The organism is Actinomadura sp. NBRC 104425, from assembly GCF_030269545.1.
In the GTDB taxonomy this organism is placed as follows: Bacteria; Actinomycetota; Actinomycetes; order Streptosporangiales; family Streptosporangiaceae; genus Spirillospora; species Spirillospora keratinilytica.
Genome location: NZ_BSTN01000002.1, coordinates 410249 through 425268, shown reverse-complemented (window position 1 = coordinate 425268; position 15020 = coordinate 410249). Strand labels below are relative to the sequence as shown.

Sequence of the window (15020 nt, the reverse complement as noted above, 5' to 3'; positions counted from 1 at the left end):
AACGTTCTAAAGCAACCGCCGAGAACATGCGGCAGATGCTTCACCGCATCCCGGTGACCTGCCAAATCTCTTTCACCGCGGTCGCTTTCCGGACGCAAGCCCCGCACCGGGGGACGACAGCGGGCCGGAGCTCAGGTATCCCGATAATCGAGTCGTCATCGCAGGCGCAGGGAAGGACTCGGGATGTTCGGCAGCTCCATCTACTTCCGCGACCGGGAGGCCTTCACCGGCGGATCCCCGCAGGCGGTGTACGCAGAACTGTGGCAGCGCGACCGAAAGAGCAGGTTGCGCATCCGCGCCATTCTCGCCGGTGTGGCGCTTGTGCTGGGCGTGCTCTTGGTGAACGGTGTTTTCGGTGTCGTCATGGCGTTGCTGGTCGCGACGGCCGACGCGGCCCTGCACTGGTGGCTGTACCACCGATCCCACGTGTGGCGGCGCGGGCTGCGCGGCGACCAGCAGATGGCCCGGCTGCTGTGGTTCACGCTGGAGCGGCGCGGGCACCGCGTGCTGCACGCCCGCATCGTTCCCGGCCACGGCGAGGCCGACCAGATACTCGTCGGTCCCGGCGGGGTGTGGCTGATCCGCAACGACGCCTGGCACCCCGACACCGAGATCAGCAAGCACGGCGGCCGGCTGTTCATCGACGGGCGCACCCGCACCGCCATGACGCGCGAGCTGAAGGAGGCCGCCGCCACCGCCGGACGGCTCATCTCCGAGCGCGCCGACATGGAGCTGAAGGTGGTGCCCGTGCACGCGGTGCACGGCGGCAAGCTGCGCAAGAGCCCGTTCGTCGCCGACGGCATCCTGTTCGCCCGGCCGCTGCGGCTGCTGTGGTGGATCCGCCGGCACCCGCACGCCGTCCTGTCCCCCGAGGACGTCGACACGGTCGCCCGCGCGACCGTGCACGCGCTCCCCATCGGGGGCCGCACGATGACGTCCGAGGCCGCCTGACCGTCCGTACGCCCCCGGATGCGCCGCAAGCGGCCGCCCGGAACGGCGACACGCGAGGCGACGACCTTGATCCCTCCTGGGCGCGGCCGCCGGTCACGGGCGGCCGCGCCGGGATCCGGTCAGCCCGTGCGGCGGCCGCTGCGCCACAGCCAGTACAGGCCGATGACGGGCAGCACCAGGGGGACGAACCCGTAGCCCTGGCCGTAGACCGACCACACCGTCTCGTCGGGGAACGCCTCCTTGTCGGCGAGGCTCAGCGTCCCGACGGCGAGCACTCCGGCCAGCTCGATCGAGCAGGACACCAGCGCCACGCGCCGCGACGTGCGTCCGCCCAGGGCGAGCGCCACGGTGGCCAGCACGTACACCACCGCGGCGAACGCCGACAGCGAGTAGGCGACGGGCGCGTCGGAGAAGCGGGTCGCCATCTGCACCCCGGCGCGCGCCCCGGCCGCCAGCGCGAAGATCCCGTACACGGCGACCAGGATCCGCCCGGGGCCGCTGCCCGTCCCGGCGGTCTGCGCGGTCTTTCCGCTCACGTCCTCAGCCAACGGTGCCCTCCCACAGCTGCCCGAGACGCACCACCATCACCGACACGGCCAGGCACGCCACCACGATGACGCCCGGGCCCCAGCGGGTCCGCTCGAGCAGGCCCCAGCCCGCGCTGAGGACGGGGACGAGCAGGGCGCCGATGAGGTAGCCGACGAAGGTGGCGGTGTCGTCGGGCCCCTCGTCGCCGGACAGCTTGACCAAGCCCACCGCCATCTGGGCGACCAGCAGCACCTCCAGGACGCCCAGCGCGGCCAGGTGGTCCCAGCCCATCGCCCGGTCGCGCAGGGCCGTCACCAGGCTGTAGACGGCCGCCAGCAGCGACACGACGATGATCACGGTGGAGAGGGCGCTCGACATGGCGGTCCCGAGACTACTACCGCCTGTAGAGCACCGGCCGTCCGGTCCCGTGGAATCATGAACGGCGTGAACGCGCTCGACGGCCTCATCCTGACCCGGCACGGGGAGAGCACCGCCAACGCCGCCTACCGCGCGGTGCAGGGCACCGACGTCGAGGAGGTCGGTCTCCCCGAACGCGACGCCGACATCCCCCTCACCGACACCGGACGGCGCCAGGCCGCCGCGCTCGGCCGCTGGCTGGCGGACCTGCCCGACGACGAGCGCCCCACCAGGGTCGTCACGTCCCCCTACCTGCGCGCCCGGGACACCGCCCGCATCGCCCTCGCGCAGACCCCGTTCGGCCCGGACGAGCCGGGCGGGCTGCGCATCGAGGTGGACGAACGGCTGCGCGACCGCGAGCAGGGCATCCTGGAGGGCCTGACCCCCGTCGGCGTGCGCCGCCGCCATCCGCAGGAGGCCGCGCGCATGCGGCGCCTGGGCAAGTTCTACTACCGGCCCCCGGGCGGCGAGTCCTGGACGGACCTGGCCCTGCGGCTGCGCAGCTTCTACCGCGACCTGGGCCTGTCGTCGCCGGACGCCCGCATCCTGGTGGTCGCGCACGACGCGATCGTGGTGATGACCCGGTACATCGTCGAGGAGCTGTCCGAGCAGGAGATCATGGAGATCGAGAAGGATCCCATCGGCAACTGCTCGGTGACCCGCTGGCGGCGCGACGGAGGCGCGCTGCGCCCCACGGCCTTCAACGACTGCGCCCACCTCCTGGACGCCGACCCCGCCCACCGCTGACCTCCGCCCGACCCCCGACACGCCGACGGCCCCGGCCTCCGCCTGGGGCTCAGGACCAATGCCCGCGCGGCGAGGGGCAGCGCCTCGAGGCCCGGCACACCGAAGCGCGCTCCCTGCGACCGGGGTCGGTGCCCGGGGCGGGTGATCGTGATCCCGGTGGCGGGCGCTCTCCCGCGGACGTGCAGAATATGCGCATGGTCCAGTTGTCGGCCGTGAGCGGTCGGGTGATCGTGGTGACGGGCGCGGGCGGTCCCGCGGGCCGGGCCGTGGTGCGCCGGCTGGCGGCGGACGGCGCGCGGGTCGTGGCGGCGGACGTGCGGCCGCAGCGCTGGGCCGAAGCGAACGTGTTCCCCGCGGTCATCGACCTGCTCGACGCCGACGGCACCCGCGCCTGGGCGGACGGGGTCGCCGCCGAGCACGGCGCCGCGGACGGGCTGATCCACCTGGTGGGCGGCTGGCGCGGCGCCGAATCGTTCGCCGACACCGACCTGGCCGACTGGGCGCTGCTGCACGATCTGCTGATCCGCACTCTGCAGCACGCCACGCTGGCGTTCCACCGGCAGTTGCGCCGCTCCCCCGCAGGTCGGTTCGCGATCGTGTCGCAGCCCGCCGCACGGCGTCCCACCCAGGGCGACGCCGTGTACGCCACCGCCAAGGCGGCGGCCGAGACGTGGACGCTGGCGCTGGCCGACGCGCTGTCCGGCAGCTCCGCGGCGGCGACGATCCTCGTCGTCGAGGCTCTGCTGACCGACGCCATGAGGCGGGACGACCCGGACGCCGACTACTCCCGGCACACCCACGTCGACGACCTCGCCGACGCCGTGGCCGCGCTGTGGAACCGCCCCGCCGACGAGCTGAACGGACGACGCGTTGACCTCACCGGTTCCTGACGGCCCCCGCACGCCGGACGCCGGCTTCGCCAGCGACAACTGCGCGGGGGCGCACCCGGAGATCCTCGCCGCCCTGACCGCGGCGAACGAGGGCTACCAGGGCGCCTACGGCGACGACGCGTACACCGCGCGGCTGCGCGACGTCGTGCGGCGGCACTTCGGCGACCAGGCCGAGGCGTTCTGCGTCTTCAACGGCACCGGCGCCAACGTCGTCGCCCTCCAGTCGATGTCGGAGCGGTGGAGCTCGGTGATCTGCGCCGAGGGATCCCATATCAACGTGGACGAGTGCGGCGCCGCCGAGAAGGTCGCCGGGCTCAAGCTGGTCCCGGTGCCCGCGCCGGACGGCAGGCTGACCCCCGAACTGGTCGACCGGTACGCCTGGGGCTGGGGCGACGTGCACCACGCGCAGCCCGGCGTCGTGTCCCTGACGCAGAGCACGGAGCTGGGGACCGTCTACACCCCCGAGCAGATCGCGGCGCTCACCGCGCACGCCCACGAACGCGGCATGCGCGTGCACATGGACGGCGCCCGTCTCGCCAACGCCGCGGCCTCACTCGGCGTCCCCCTCCGCGCCCTCACCACCGACGCGGGGGTGGACGTGCTGTCGTTCGGCGGCACCAAGAACGGCCTGCTGATGGGCGAGGCCGTCGTCGTGCTCGACCCCGCGGCGGTGCGCGGCCTGCCGTTCCTGCGCAAGGCGGGGATGCAGCTGGCGTCCAAGATGCGCTTCATCTCCGCCCAGCTCGTCGCGCTCCTCGACGGCGACCTGTGGTTGCGCAACGCCCGCCACGCCAACGCGATGGCCCGGCGCCTGGCCGAGGCCGTCCGCCCCCTCCCCGGAGTGCGCATCACCCGCCCCGTCGAAGCGAACGCCGTCTTCGCCGCCCTCTCCGCCGAGGCCGCCGCCCGCCTGCGCGAACAGTACTCCTTCGCCACCTGGGACGAGCGGACCGGCGAGGTCCGCTGGATGTGCTCCTTCGCCACCACGGAAGACGAGGTCCGAGCCTTCACCTCCGCCCTCGCCAAAGCCCTCACCCCCTGACACACCCTGCACCAGGCCAACGAACCACCCGCCCGCGAGCCCCCGCGACGCGATGAGACGGAGCGCCCCGCTCGATCAGCCGGGTCGCTCGCGCACGGATCGAACGCCGAGGTCAGAGCGCTGTGCCACCACGCCCGGCTCCGCAGGGCCGAGGCAAGGCTCAGGCCAGGCAGGAGCACCAGACCAGGGACGTGCCGCCCGGCGGCGACGGCGAACACCAGAGCGATGCCCATGAAGAGGGCCGAAACGTCGCAGCCGCATCCATCGGCACAGGCGGCGCGACCCGGCATGCCGTGGCGGTCGGCGCCCAGCGACCTGCCATCGTCCGGAGCCGCACCAACCCCCGCCCGCATAAAAAGGTCAAGGCCCTGCGCCACCACGCCCGGCTCCGCACAACCCGGCAGCCAAAGCGCCCCCATCGACCAGGTGCCGCCCCCAGCGCCAAGCGCAACCGACAGGCGGGCCGCCCCGATCGCACCCCCGGGGCGGCCCCACCGGCCGGCGCAAACAGGTTTTGGTCGTGTTCTGGGCGTTGATGGTGGGGGCCGCCGACCTCTCGCAGCGGGCGGATCAGTCGCGGATCAGTTCTTCCAGGCAGTCCTGGAACTCCGGCGTGATCTGAACGGTCAGCGAGCTGTCCGCCGACTGTTCCACCGTCCCCGCCAGCGACAGCTCGCCCTCATGCCACCGGTAGATGTGCGGCTGCACCGAACGCGGACCCTGCCGGTACTCCGTCCAGGCGAGGCCGATGAGCTTGTTGATGGCGTCGGGGACCGCCGCCCCCTCCAGCGGCGCCGCGTGCACCACGCTCTGTGTGGGGACGGCGAGCAGTGCGCCGTACGGCCCGGTCACCGGGTAGTCCCCCACCCACAGGGCGTGCCCGGTGACATAGGCGGTGTCGCCGTACAGGGACGCGAGCCGGGTGCCGCCGACGGGCTGCACGTGGGCGTCCAGTGGACCGTCCGACCGGACGTTCTCCCGCGCCACCCGGAACAGCTCGTCCCAGTCGACCGGCCACTCCTTGGCGATCTCGGCGGTCAGCACCATCAGCGTCGTGGGCTTGTCGATCACCACGACCTCGCAGAGCCCGGGCGCCACGGCACGGCACACGAGGTCCAGTTCGTCGTCGATGTCCTCGGCGTAAAGGCGCATCCGCAGCAGCGACCGCACCGACGCGTAGTCGTCGAGGTCCAGGGCGCCGTCGTTCAGGTCGGCCTCGGTGGCGGCGATGAGGCTGCCGAGGAAGTCGGAGACCAGCGCGGGCCACTGGTCGCGCGGCTCGCGCGCGGTCCACTGCCGCAGGTTGGTGAGCCGGATGCGGTAGGGGTTGACGTCGGCGCGGTCCGGCCGTGAGACCTCGACCTCGTCCGCGCTGATCAGCGTGCAGGCGTAGCCGTAGTGCTCCAGCACCGCCAGCACCAATGGGAGAAGCGGGTCGTCCCCGACGACGGAACCGGCGTCCCCGTCGTGAGAACCCATGTGACCCCCCAGCAGCACGGACCATCCGATGTGAGGGACAGCCTACGTGATCGAGCTGCCCGCCACGGCGCCTCGGTGCATGCCGGGCGCCGGGTGGGCCCGTCCGGCGACCGATGCGGCGGCGCATCGCGGCGTCGGAGCGGAGGTGACGGCCCGGTGCCGCGGCGGCGACCTTCTGCGGCGCCCACGCCGGTACGGCCGCGCCGCGGGCGGCATCCGCCTTACTGCTGCGGCATCGTTCCGGCTGCTGCGGTGGCCGTCGCGTGCTGCCGGCCACGGCGATGCGCCCGCCGGGGGCCGTGGACGGCGCCGCACTACGCCGGGCCGCCATGGGGCAGGTCGCCGCCCCGGCGAGCAGCGTTCTCAACGCCAGGGCCAGGCGTCGGAGAAGCCCGATGGCCAGGTGCACCCCCGAGTCGGTGACGCGTCACGGCGTGCGTCGGGTCCTGACGCGGCGGTCCAGGCGGGTGGCGATGCGGTTCAGCGTGGCGTCGCCGGGGGTCCAGCCACGTTGCAGGAGGGCGGTGAGCAAGGCCTCCAGGTAGGGAGCAGGCCGGGCGAACATGCCCTTGGTGACGGGGATGATCTCCCATCCCATCTCCTTTCGCAGCCATCGGCGCCGGCGTTCGTCGTGCGCCCGGGCCCGGGCGCCGCTGTGGTGGCGTTCGCCGTCGTATTCCAGACCCACGCGTAACTGCTCGTAACCGAGGTCGACGAACAGCGGCTCCCCGTAGGGGCCGGCGACGGGGATCTGCGTGCGGGGGCGGGGGAAGCCAGCGTCGACGACCATCACCCGCGTCCAGCTCTCACCGGGGGAGGCGGCGGCGCCGTCGCCGAGGCGCAGTACGTCGCGCAGTCGCCGGGCGTTGGGGCGTCCGGCGAGGTCGCGGGCCATGGCCGCCAGGGACGCCGGGTCGACGCCGCGCCGCAGGAACTGGTCGAGCGCCGCCACCGCCTCCAGGCGCGGCAGCCAGCGGGCGCAGTCGAGCGCCGTGCGCGCCATGGAGGTCACCCTGACACCGGCCTGCTCCACGATGTGCTCGGCCGGCAGTTCGTCCGGCGGCAGATCGCGGCCGGGCCACATCAGTTCCACGTCCCACTGCCACTCGTGCACTCCGGGAGGCAGCACGTCCAGCTCCCAGATCCAGGCGGCGGTCCTGCGGGTGACGACCGCGTGCGGCGCCAGCAGACGGCTGATCATCGACGCTCGGGCGGTCAGTGAGTCCGCCCGGCCGGATGCGGGGCCGGTGTCATCGGTGACAGGGACGGCGAGCCCGTCCGGAACGCGCCTCCAGGTGAGGTTGCCGGCGTGTCCGCCGGCCGGTGTGAACGTTTTCATGGTGACGAGAATGCGATTTCACGATGCTCCGGCGGAAGGCATCGCCGCATCTGTGGATAACTTCGCGGCGCACAAGGAAAATGCCTGATTCGGCTCGTTATAGTGATCTTCATAGCGTTTTGCACGTCAATTCACGGCTCGCCCCGGACACGGTCGTGCCGATCGGGTGGACGGCCGCAGGAGATCCGGCGCAGTCGTTCTCCCCCGAGCAGCACGACCAGCCGTGGGAGGTGCAACGGGACCTGGATTTCCCGGGCACCGTGTACGGCGTCCCCCCGGGGGACGCCGCTGCGGGAGATCATGGCCCGGCAGGTCGATCTCTACGGCGCGCACAAGGGGGATCGTCGCGTCGGGTAGCGCGACCCGCCGGGCGCGCCGACACGGTCGCCGGTCTGCCCGGGCTCAGGACGCGGCCGCGGCCCACTCCCCGATCTTCTTGATCAGCGCAGGTGGCGCGGCGGCCTCCGCGTGGCCGAACGAGGGCTCGATCCAGAGTTCTCGCGGGTCACGCGCCGCCTCGTACAGCTGGTGGGCGTGTTCGAGGGGGAAGAACGGGTCGGCGTCCCCGTGCACCACCAGCAGCGGTGTCGGGGCGATCCGGCCTGCGACCTCGTAGGGCGCCTCGGGGACGGGATCCCACCCCTCGGCCGCGATCCGGGTACGGCGGGCGAGCCTGACCGCCAGGCGCCCCGTGCGCCGTTCGATCGCCCAGTGGACGCGTCGCATCGGCACCGTCCCTCGGTAGTACCAGCGGGCGGGCGCGCTGATGGACGCGACGCAGTCCACGCCCCCGTGCAACGCCGCGTGCCTGACGGCGACCGCTCCTCCCATGGAGAACCCGGCCACGGCGACACGCTCGTACCCCCGTCTGCGTGCCGCCGCGACGGCCGCCTCCACGTCCAGCACCTCGCGGTCGCCGACCGTCGACAGGCCGCCGGACCTGCCGTGGCCGCGGAAGTCGAGGCCGATGACCCCGCCGTAGTGGTTGAGCACGCCGGCGATGCGGCGTAGCGCCGGCTTCCGCCAGGAGCAGGTGAACCCGTGCGCCAGCACGAAGCACAGGCCCTTGTCCCCGGGCAGATGGGCGGCGTCGAGGCGTACGGCGTCACCGGTGTAGAGCGTCATGGGTTCCAGCGATGGCACACAGACATGATCCGCCATCGTCTGGGGCCTCCTGCACGAACCTGGGCCGCCCCGGGCTGACGGCCCCGGCCGGGGTGCGCATCGTCCGCCGTCCGCACGGACGGGCCGGGGCCCGCACGCCTCCCGTGACGTGACCACGGCAGCACCGGCTGCTCTATGGGACCTCACCGCAGGGGACGTGCCAGGCCGCCGTCGAGACGGCCCGCCAGATGTCGCCGGCGCAGCCGTCCACGGCATTGCCTGTGACGTCCCGGCACGGGCTCATCAGCCATCGGCGGCGAGCCGAGCGCGGCCCTTGTATGAGGCGCTCGCCGCGCGCCAGGCGCACGCGGGTGGGGCTCCGCGCGGGGCTTAGCCGGGCTGAGCCGCGTGGGAGCGGGATTCGGAGGAGCGTTCGGCGTGGAGGGGGTGGGGCGGGCGTCCGGTCCTTGCGGCCAACTCGGCGAGGTGGCGGGTCCCCCACTCGCCCAGTGCGTCCAGCGCCTCGGTCAGTGAGACGCCCAGCGGAGTCAGGGAGTACTCCACGCGCGGCGGTATCTCGTGGAAGGACTCGCGGTGCACCACGCCGTGGCCCTGCAGTTCCTTGAGCTGCTGGATCAGCATCTTCTCGCTGATGCCCGGGATCTCCCGGCGGAGCTCCCCGAAGCGCACCGGGCCGTCCTGGAGCGCCCAGAGGATCAGTGCCTTCCACTTACCGCCGACCACGTCCATCGCGGCGTCCAAGCCGCAGGTGTACGGACCGGGACCGGCCATCCGAGTCTCCATTTCTGAGGTTTCGGTAAGTACCGAACCTTTAAGTCGGTACTTGCCGAGCGTAACGCCGGCTTCCGACACTTGAGCGGCGGGCGCCGCTCGGCCCCGCTTCGACGTCACCCCTTGTCAACAGTGGAGTTCGGCATGCCTTCGAAGCCTTCCGTCGCGCTGCTCGGGCTCGGTGCCATGGGCACCGCGCTCGCCGACGCGCTGCTCGCCGCCGGTCACCGCCTCACCGTGTGGAACCGCACGCCCGCACGCGCGGACGCGCTCGTGGAACGCGGGGCGGTGCGCGCCGGTACGCCCGCCGAGGCCTTCGCGTCGGCCGACGTGTCGATCATCTGCATCCTCGACTACGCCGACGTGCACACGCTCGTCGACGAGGCCGGGCAGGCGCTGCGCGGGCGAACGCTGGTCAACCTCACCAACGGTGCGCCGGCGGAGGCGCGGACGCTGGCCGAAAAGGTGAGCGCGCTCGGCGCCGAGTACCTGGACGGCGGCATCATGGCCGTCCCCGAGATGATCGCCCAGCCCGTGGCCACGCTGTTGTACAGCGGATCGGCGGCGGCGTTCGAGAAGCACCGCGAGGTGCTGGACGTGTTCGGCCGCAGCGTGTACCTCGGTGACGACCCGGGCACCGCCCCGCTGCACGATCTGGCGCTGCTCAGCGGGATGTACGGGATGATCGGCGGGTTCCTGCACGCGGCCGCGCTGGTGCGTGCGTCCGGCGGCGAGGTCGCGGAGTTCGCGCGTGACGAGCTCGTTCCGTGGCTGCGGGCCATGCTGGGGGCGGTCCCCGCGTGGGCGGCGCAGGTGGACGCGCGCGACTACGCCGAGACCGGTTCCAACCTGGCCATGCAGGTGTCGCACGACGCCATCGGCGACCTCAGCCGGGCCCAGGGCGTCAGCACCGAGCTGTGGGACCCGATCCTGCAGTTGATGAAGCGCCGCGTCGCCGACGGTCACGGCGCCGAGGGCCTGCCCGGGCTGGTCGAGCTCCTCGTCAAGGACTGATCCGTGAACCACCGGCCCGTGCCCGGCGGGACACGGGCCGGTGCCGACGCGGGCGCTGGGGGGCGGCGGACCTTCGCGGTTCAGACAGGGGCCGGTTCCGCAAGGACAGGTTGCGACACCTGACGCCCCTGCCGGCCCTGAGTCTCCGGTTTCACCGGCGCCGTCCGCACCGGCCTCCGGCCCTTGTTTTATCCTCGACTGGCGAGGAAATATCGGGGAGGGGCTCATGCGAGACCTGGCGGAGGCGGCGGCGGTCCTGTTCGACATGGACGGCACGCTGGTCGACTCCGACGCGGCCGTGGAGCGTGCATGGCGCACGTGGGCCGCCGAGAACGGCGTGCCGGTCGCGGACGTGCTGGCGATCATGCACGGCAGTCCGGGCGAGCGCACCGTGCGGCGGCTGCTGCCCCACCTGGACGACGACGCGGTCGCCGCGTCGGCGGCGCGGCAGCTCGCGCTGGAGTACGACGACCTGGACGACATCACGCCCATCGCGGGCGCGGCCGACCTGCTGGCGCTGCTCGCCCGGTGGGAGGTGCCCTGGGCGGTGGTGACCAGTGCCGATGTGCGGCTGGCCAAGGCGCGGCTGGGCGCGGCGGGCCTGCCCGAACCGCCGCTGCTGATCACCATCGAGGACGTCCGGCGGGGCAAGCCCGACCCGGAGGGGTACCTGCGGGCGGCCGAGCTGCTGGGGGTCGATCCGGCGCGCTGCCTGGTCGTCGAGGACAGCATGCCGGGCATCGAGGCGGGCCGGGCGGCCGGCGCCGCCGTGGCGGCGCTGCGCGGCCTGCCCGGCGATCTGCGGATCGGCGACCTCGGCGAGCTCGCGCAACTGATGGCGCGGGCGCGGCAGGAAGGCTGACGCCCGTCCCCGACCACGGCTCCGACGCGGGCCGCCCCGACGGGCCCGGCCGGACAGCTCCGGCTGGACAAGGCGCACGTGGCGCCGGAGGGTCTCGCCGGGTGGATCAGCCCGCGGTGGCGAGCCAGGACTCCAGGCCCTCCTCGGTGAGCAGGACGTCGAAGGCGGCCTCGGCGGCGCCGGTGACCGGGCTGAGCGGGCCGAGCGTCGACGTCAGCAGCGGCGGCGGGGCGGCGCGACGGAAGCGCATCAGGCCCGCCAGGTAGCCGGCGTTCAGCTCGTCCGGTGCCGTCGCGGCCAGGTCGATGGCCAGCCCGGACAGGCTCACCATGTCCGGGTCGAGGGCGTTGACCAGGCCGCCGACGCCGCGTCCCAGCGCGCGGGCGGCGGCGGCCACGGCGGCGCGGGCGGACGGGTCGCCGCCCGCGGCGGCCCGGAGGGCGCGTTCGGCGGCGGTGCGGGGGTCGCGCGGCGGCGGCTGGCCGAGCAGCCGCGCCATGGCGCGACCGTCGACCTCCAGGTCCCAGCAGCCGTGCGCGCCGCACGGGCAGGCACGCGCGGGGTCGCCGAACGGCATGTGCCCGAACTCGCCGCCCGCGCCGGTGGCGCCGTCGACGGGCCGCCCGTCCACGACGAGGATGCCGCCGACGCCGACCTCGACGGTCAGGTGCAGCACCACGCGGGCGCCGGCGCCGACGCCGCGCCGCGCCTCGGCCAGCCCGGCCAGGGACGCGTCGTTGCCGACCAGCAGGGGCGTGCGGGAGCCTGACGGCAGCAACTGCAGGTCCACCTCGCTCCAGCCCATCCCGGAGGCCTGCACGACCGTGCCGCCCCGCACCGTGCCCGCGACCGCGACCGACACGGCGCGCACGCGCGGGCCGTACCGCCGCCGTACGGCAGCGACCCTGCCGCGCAGGCGAGCGAGGACGGCGCCGGCGTCGCGGTCGGCATGCCGCCCGGACTCCAGGCCGGCGATGCCCCCGCCCAGTTCGACCGTCGCCACGCGCCAGTGCTCGTGGCCGATGTCGACGACGCACACCAGCGGACCGCGCGGGTGGGCCACCAGGGCGGGCGAGGGACGGCCCCGCTCGCCGGTGGGACGCGGGTCGGCCTCGGCGACCAGCCGCGCCGCCTTCAGCCGCGCGGTGATCTCGGTGGCCGAGCCGCTGCTGAGGCCGAGGGCGCGCGCCACGTCGGCCCGGGTGGCCGCGGGGTGCGCGTGGACGTGGCGGAGCACCGCCAGCGCCCCCTGCCACCGCTGGCTGCGGGCCCGGTGCGCGGTCTGCTGCATGGTGACATCCTCGCCCCCGCTTTTATCCTCGTACCACGAGCATATTCCGGGTGAGCCCGCACATAGAACGGCTTCGCTCCGGCTTTTCCACTAGGTTTTCCATTGAGCGGAAAAGTAGGCTTCGCCCATGTGGCCCCGACCACAATGCTGGAGCGGCATGACCTTCACCCGACAGCTGCTGATCGCAGGCGAGGACGTGCCCGCCCGGTCGGGCCGCACGACGCGGGACGTCGCCCCCTACACGGGCGAGACGTACGCGACCGTGGCGGCCGCCGGACCCGAGGACGTGACGCTCGCCGTCGACGCCGCGCAGGCCGCCTTCGAGGGCTGGGCCGCGGTCACCCCCTCCGTCCGCCGGGCGATCTTTCTCAAGGCCGCCGACCTGCTGGAGGAGCGCGCCGAGCAGGCCGCCGACCTGATGGCGGGCGAGGTGGGCGGCACCCGGCCGTGGGCGCACTTCAACGTGGCGCTGGCCGCCGGCATGCTGCGGGAGGCCGCCGCCGCGGTCACCGCGCCGCGCGGCGATGTGCTCTCGGCGCAGGAGGAGGGTGCGCTCGGGCTGGCGGTGCGCGAGCCGGTCGGCGTGGTCGCCGCGTTCTCCCCGTGGAACGCCCCGATCATCCTGGGGGTGCGGGCGGTGGCGGCGGCGCTGGCGGCGGGCAACTCGGTGGTGCTCAAGCCCAGTGAGGACGCCCCGCTGGCCTGCGGTTACTTCGTGGCCGACGTGCTGCGCGACGCCGGGCTGCCGGCCGGGGCGCTCAACGTGGTCAGCAACGACCCGGCCGACGCGCCCGCGGTCGCCGACGCGCTCATCGCCGACCCGCGGGTGCGCGCGGTCAACTTCACCGGCTCGACGAACGTGGGCCGGATCATCGGCGAGAAGGCGGCCCGCCACCTCAAGCCCGCGGTGCTGGAGCTGGGCGGCAAGAACGCCATCATCGTGCTGGACGACGCCGACGTGGACTACGCCGTCGACGCCGCCGCGTTCGGGGTGTTCATGAACGCCGGGCAGATCTGCATGTCCGGCGACCGGGTGCTGGTGCACGAGTCGCTGGCCGAGGAGTTCACCGCCAAGTTCACCGCGAAGGCGGCCGGGCTGCCGTCCGGCTCCCCGGACGACCCCGCCACCGTCATCGGCCCGCTGATCTCGGCGGACGCGGCGCGCCGCGTGGCGGCCCTGGTCCGCGACGCGGTCGGCAAGGGCGCCCGGGTGCTGGCCGGCGGCGGCGAACCGGACGGGGCGGTGCACCCGGCGACCGTGCTGACCGGCGTGCCCAAGGAGGCCGACCTGTACTACGCCGAGGCGTTCGGCCCGGTCTGCGTGGTGGAGAGCTTCGCCACCGACGACGAGGCCGTGGCGCTGGCCAACGACACCGACAACGGGCTCACCGCGGGCGTCATCACCGAGAACGCCACGCACGGGCTGAAGGTGGCGCGGCGCATCCGCACCGGCATCGTGCACGTCAACGACCAGTCGGTGGCCGACGAGCCGCAGGCCCCGTTCGGCGGGTTCAAGGCCTCCGGGTACGGGCGGTTCGGCGGGCGGTGGGGCATCGAGGCGTTCACCAACACCCGCTGGGTCACGGTCGCCACGCAGCACGCCCACTACCCGTTCTGAGCCAACGGCCGGGCCGCCGCGGCCCACGGCCCCGGGCCGCGGCGCAAGCGCGGGGGCGGCCGGCCTCGTCGGGCGCCGGGATCCGGATCCCGTTGCGGCGCCGGTCCCGGGAGACTGACGCCGGCCGGTGCTCTCCAGTAGCATCGGCCGGAAACTCACGGGACCGCATGTTTGTCGACGGGGGGCCGCCGCCATGCCCGCGCCGGACGCGTCCGCGATCACCCGGCTCGCCGTGTTCACACCGCTGGACAGCCTGGGCCGGGCCGAGCTGATCACACGGCGGCTGGCCGACGCGATCTGCCTCGGGCTGCTGGCCGACGGCGAGCAGCTGCCCAGCGAGGCCGACCTGGCCGACCAGCTCGGCGTGGCCATCGCCACGGTCCGCGAGGCGCTCGGCGAGCTGCGCCGCCAGGGGCTGATCGTCACCCGCCGCGGCCGGGGCGGCGGCAGCTTCGTGCGCGGGCCGTCGCCCCGCGAGACCGCGGCCCACCGGCGCGCACGGCTGCGCGGGCTGTCCGTGGAGGACCTGCGCGACCTCGGCGACCACTACGCCGCGCTGGCCGCCGGCGCCGCGCTGCTGGCCGCCGACCGCGCCTCGCCCGAGGACGTGCGGCGCCTGTCGGACGCCGCCGAGGCGTTCGCCGCCGCGCACGACCCCGAGCGGCGGCACCGCACCGACGGCCGCTTCCACGTCGAGGTGGCCGCCGCGGCCCACTCGGCCCGGCTGACCCGCGCCGAGATCGCCATGCAGACCGAGATCGGCCCGCTGCTGTGGCTGCCGGGCGCCGGCGCCGCCGCCCGCGGCCGGATGGCCGAGCAGCACCGCCGGATCGCCGGGGCGATCGGGGCGGGCGAGGGCGAGCGCGCCGCGCGGCTGGCCCGCGAGCACGTGACCGAGGCCGTCGAGCGGCTCATCGGGCTGCACCTCGACCTGGTGGGGCGGTGA

General features: G+C 73.9%; 15 protein-coding genes. 8 read left to right on the top strand and 7 right to left on the bottom strand.

The genetic code is table 11. The annotated features are described in order from the left end of the window. The first annotated feature begins 183 nt into the window (after positions 1 to 183). Complete coding sequence (locus tag QSK22_RS05075) at positions 184 to 951, top strand: NERD domain-containing protein (protein ID WP_285492759.1); 768 nt, start codon at positions 184 to 186, stop codon at positions 949 to 951. Positions 952 to 1070: 119 nt separating this feature from the next. Here QSK22_RS05075 and QSK22_RS05070 read toward each other — a convergent pair whose 3' ends face one another. Both QSK22_RS05070 and QSK22_RS05065 read right to left on the bottom strand, forming a co-directional pair. Next, positions 1071 to 1487, bottom strand: coding sequence for a hypothetical protein (locus QSK22_RS05070; protein WP_285492758.1), 417 nt, complete (start codon positions 1485 to 1487; stop codon positions 1071 to 1073). 4 nt (positions 1488 to 1491) lie between these two features. Continuing rightward, positions 1492 to 1857, bottom strand: coding sequence for a hypothetical protein (locus QSK22_RS05065; RefSeq protein ID WP_285492757.1), 366 nt, complete (start codon positions 1855 to 1857; stop codon positions 1492 to 1494). A gap of 57 nt (positions 1858 to 1914) precedes the next feature. Between QSK22_RS05065 and QSK22_RS05060 the strand changes: the two genes are divergently transcribed. The 3 genes from QSK22_RS05060 (at position 1915) to QSK22_RS05050 (ending at position 4575) form a co-directional block, all read left to right on the top strand. Next, positions 1915 to 2643: a histidine phosphatase family protein gene (locus QSK22_RS05060; protein ID WP_285492756.1), complete on the top strand. Its 729-nt coding sequence runs from the start codon at positions 1915 to 1917 to the stop codon at positions 2641 to 2643. 194 nt (positions 2644 to 2837) lie between these two features. Then, positions 2838 to 3533, top strand: a complete 696-nt coding sequence (locus QSK22_RS05055; protein WP_285492755.1) for an SDR family oxidoreductase — start codon at positions 2838 to 2840, stop codon at positions 3531 to 3533. Next, positions 3514 to 4575, top strand: a complete 1062-nt coding sequence (locus QSK22_RS05050; RefSeq protein WP_285492754.1) for a threonine aldolase family protein — start codon at positions 3514 to 3516, stop codon at positions 4573 to 4575. Before QSK22_RS05055 ends, QSK22_RS05050 begins: the two co-directional genes overlap by 20 nt. A gap of 570 nt (positions 4576 to 5145) precedes the next feature. On the opposite strand, the gene QSK22_RS05045 is transcribed toward QSK22_RS05050, so the two are convergent. The 4 genes from QSK22_RS05045 to QSK22_RS05030 all read right to left on the bottom strand — a co-directional run bounded on the left by QSK22_RS05045 (position 5146) and on the right by QSK22_RS05030 (position 9289). Then, on the bottom strand, positions 5146 to 6054 hold the full coding sequence (locus QSK22_RS05045; RefSeq protein ID WP_285492753.1) for a DUF1444 domain-containing protein: 909 nt from the start codon (positions 6052 to 6054) through the stop codon (positions 5146 to 5148). Positions 6055 to 6481: 427 nt separating this feature from the next. Next, on the bottom strand, positions 6482 to 7255 hold the full coding sequence (locus QSK22_RS05040; RefSeq protein ID WP_285492752.1) for a type IV toxin-antitoxin system AbiEi family antitoxin: 774 nt from the start codon (positions 7253 to 7255) through the stop codon (positions 6482 to 6484). Positions 7256 to 7795: 540 nt separating this feature from the next. Then, positions 7796 to 8554 (bottom strand): alpha/beta hydrolase, encoded by a 759-nt coding sequence (locus tag QSK22_RS05035; protein WP_502872272.1) that lies wholly within the window; start codon positions 8552 to 8554, stop codon positions 7796 to 7798. Positions 8555 to 8887: 333 nt separating this feature from the next. Beyond that, complete coding sequence (locus tag QSK22_RS05030; RefSeq protein WP_285492750.1) at positions 8888 to 9289, bottom strand: winged helix-turn-helix transcriptional regulator; 402 nt, start codon at positions 9287 to 9289, stop codon at positions 8888 to 8890. Between the two features lie 144 nt (positions 9290 to 9433). On the opposite strand from QSK22_RS05030, the gene QSK22_RS05025 reads away from it, so the two are divergent. Both QSK22_RS05025 and QSK22_RS05020 read left to right on the top strand, forming a co-directional pair. Continuing rightward, complete coding sequence (locus tag QSK22_RS05025; protein WP_285492749.1) at positions 9434 to 10303, top strand: NAD(P)-dependent oxidoreductase; 870 nt, start codon at positions 9434 to 9436, stop codon at positions 10301 to 10303. Positions 10304 to 10529: 226 nt separating this feature from the next. Next, positions 10530 to 11165: an HAD-IA family hydrolase gene (locus QSK22_RS05020; protein ID WP_285492748.1), complete on the top strand. Its 636-nt coding sequence runs from the start codon at positions 10530 to 10532 to the stop codon at positions 11163 to 11165. A gap of 106 nt (positions 11166 to 11271) precedes the next feature. On the opposite strand, the gene QSK22_RS05015 is transcribed toward QSK22_RS05020, so the two are convergent. Further along, positions 11272 to 12456: an ROK family transcriptional regulator gene (locus QSK22_RS05015; RefSeq protein ID WP_285492747.1), complete on the bottom strand. Its 1185-nt coding sequence runs from the start codon at positions 12454 to 12456 to the stop codon at positions 11272 to 11274. Between the two features lie 157 nt (positions 12457 to 12613). Here QSK22_RS05015 and QSK22_RS05010 point away from each other — a divergent pair, with 157 nt between their 5' ends. Both QSK22_RS05010 and QSK22_RS05005 read left to right on the top strand, forming a co-directional pair. Continuing rightward, positions 12614 to 14074: an aldehyde dehydrogenase family protein gene (locus tag QSK22_RS05010; protein ID WP_285492746.1), complete on the top strand. Its 1461-nt coding sequence runs from the start codon at positions 12614 to 12616 to the stop codon at positions 14072 to 14074. A 193-nt stretch (positions 14075 to 14267) separates the two neighbouring features. Further along, positions 14268 to 15020: a FadR/GntR family transcriptional regulator gene (locus tag QSK22_RS05005; RefSeq protein ID WP_285492745.1), complete on the top strand. Its 753-nt coding sequence runs from the start codon at positions 14268 to 14270 to the stop codon at positions 15018 to 15020.

Coding starts and splice junctions, on each gene's coding strand:
- QSK22_RS05075 (WP_285492759.1), top strand. CDS start 184: ATGTTCGGCAGCTCCATCTACTTCCGCGACCGGGAGGCCTTCACCGGC.
- QSK22_RS05065 (WP_285492757.1), bottom strand. CDS start 1,857: ATGTCGAGCGCCCTCTCCACCGTGATCATCGTCGTGTCGCTGCTGGCG.
- QSK22_RS05060 (WP_285492756.1), top strand. CDS start 1,915: ATGAACGGCGTGAACGCGCTCGACGGCCTCATCCTGACCCGGCACGGG.
- QSK22_RS05055 (WP_285492755.1), top strand. CDS start 2,838: ATGGTCCAGTTGTCGGCCGTGAGCGGTCGGGTGATCGTGGTGACGGGC.
- QSK22_RS05045 (WP_285492753.1), bottom strand. CDS start 6,054: ATGGGTTCTCACGACGGGGACGCCGGTTCCGTCGTCGGGGACGACCCG.
- QSK22_RS05040 (WP_285492752.1), bottom strand. CDS start 7,255: ATGATCAGCCGTCTGCTGGCGCCGCACGCGGTCGTCACCCGCAGGACC.
- QSK22_RS05035 (WP_502872272.1), bottom strand. CDS start 8,554: ATGGCGGATCATGTCTGTGTGCCATCGCTGGAACCCATGACGCTCTAC.
- QSK22_RS05030 (WP_285492750.1), bottom strand. CDS start 9,289: ATGGCCGGTCCCGGTCCGTACACCTGCGGCTTGGACGCCGCGATGGAC.
- QSK22_RS05025 (WP_285492749.1), top strand. CDS start 9,434: ATGCCTTCGAAGCCTTCCGTCGCGCTGCTCGGGCTCGGTGCCATGGGC.
- QSK22_RS05020 (WP_285492748.1), top strand. CDS start 10,530: ATGCGAGACCTGGCGGAGGCGGCGGCGGTCCTGTTCGACATGGACGGC.
- QSK22_RS05015 (WP_285492747.1), bottom strand. CDS start 12,456: ATGCAGCAGACCGCGCACCGGGCCCGCAGCCAGCGGTGGCAGGGGGCG.
- QSK22_RS05010 (WP_285492746.1), top strand. CDS start 12,614: ATGACCTTCACCCGACAGCTGCTGATCGCAGGCGAGGACGTGCCCGCC.
- QSK22_RS05005 (WP_285492745.1), top strand. CDS start 14,268: ATGCCCGCGCCGGACGCGTCCGCGATCACCCGGCTCGCCGTGTTCACA.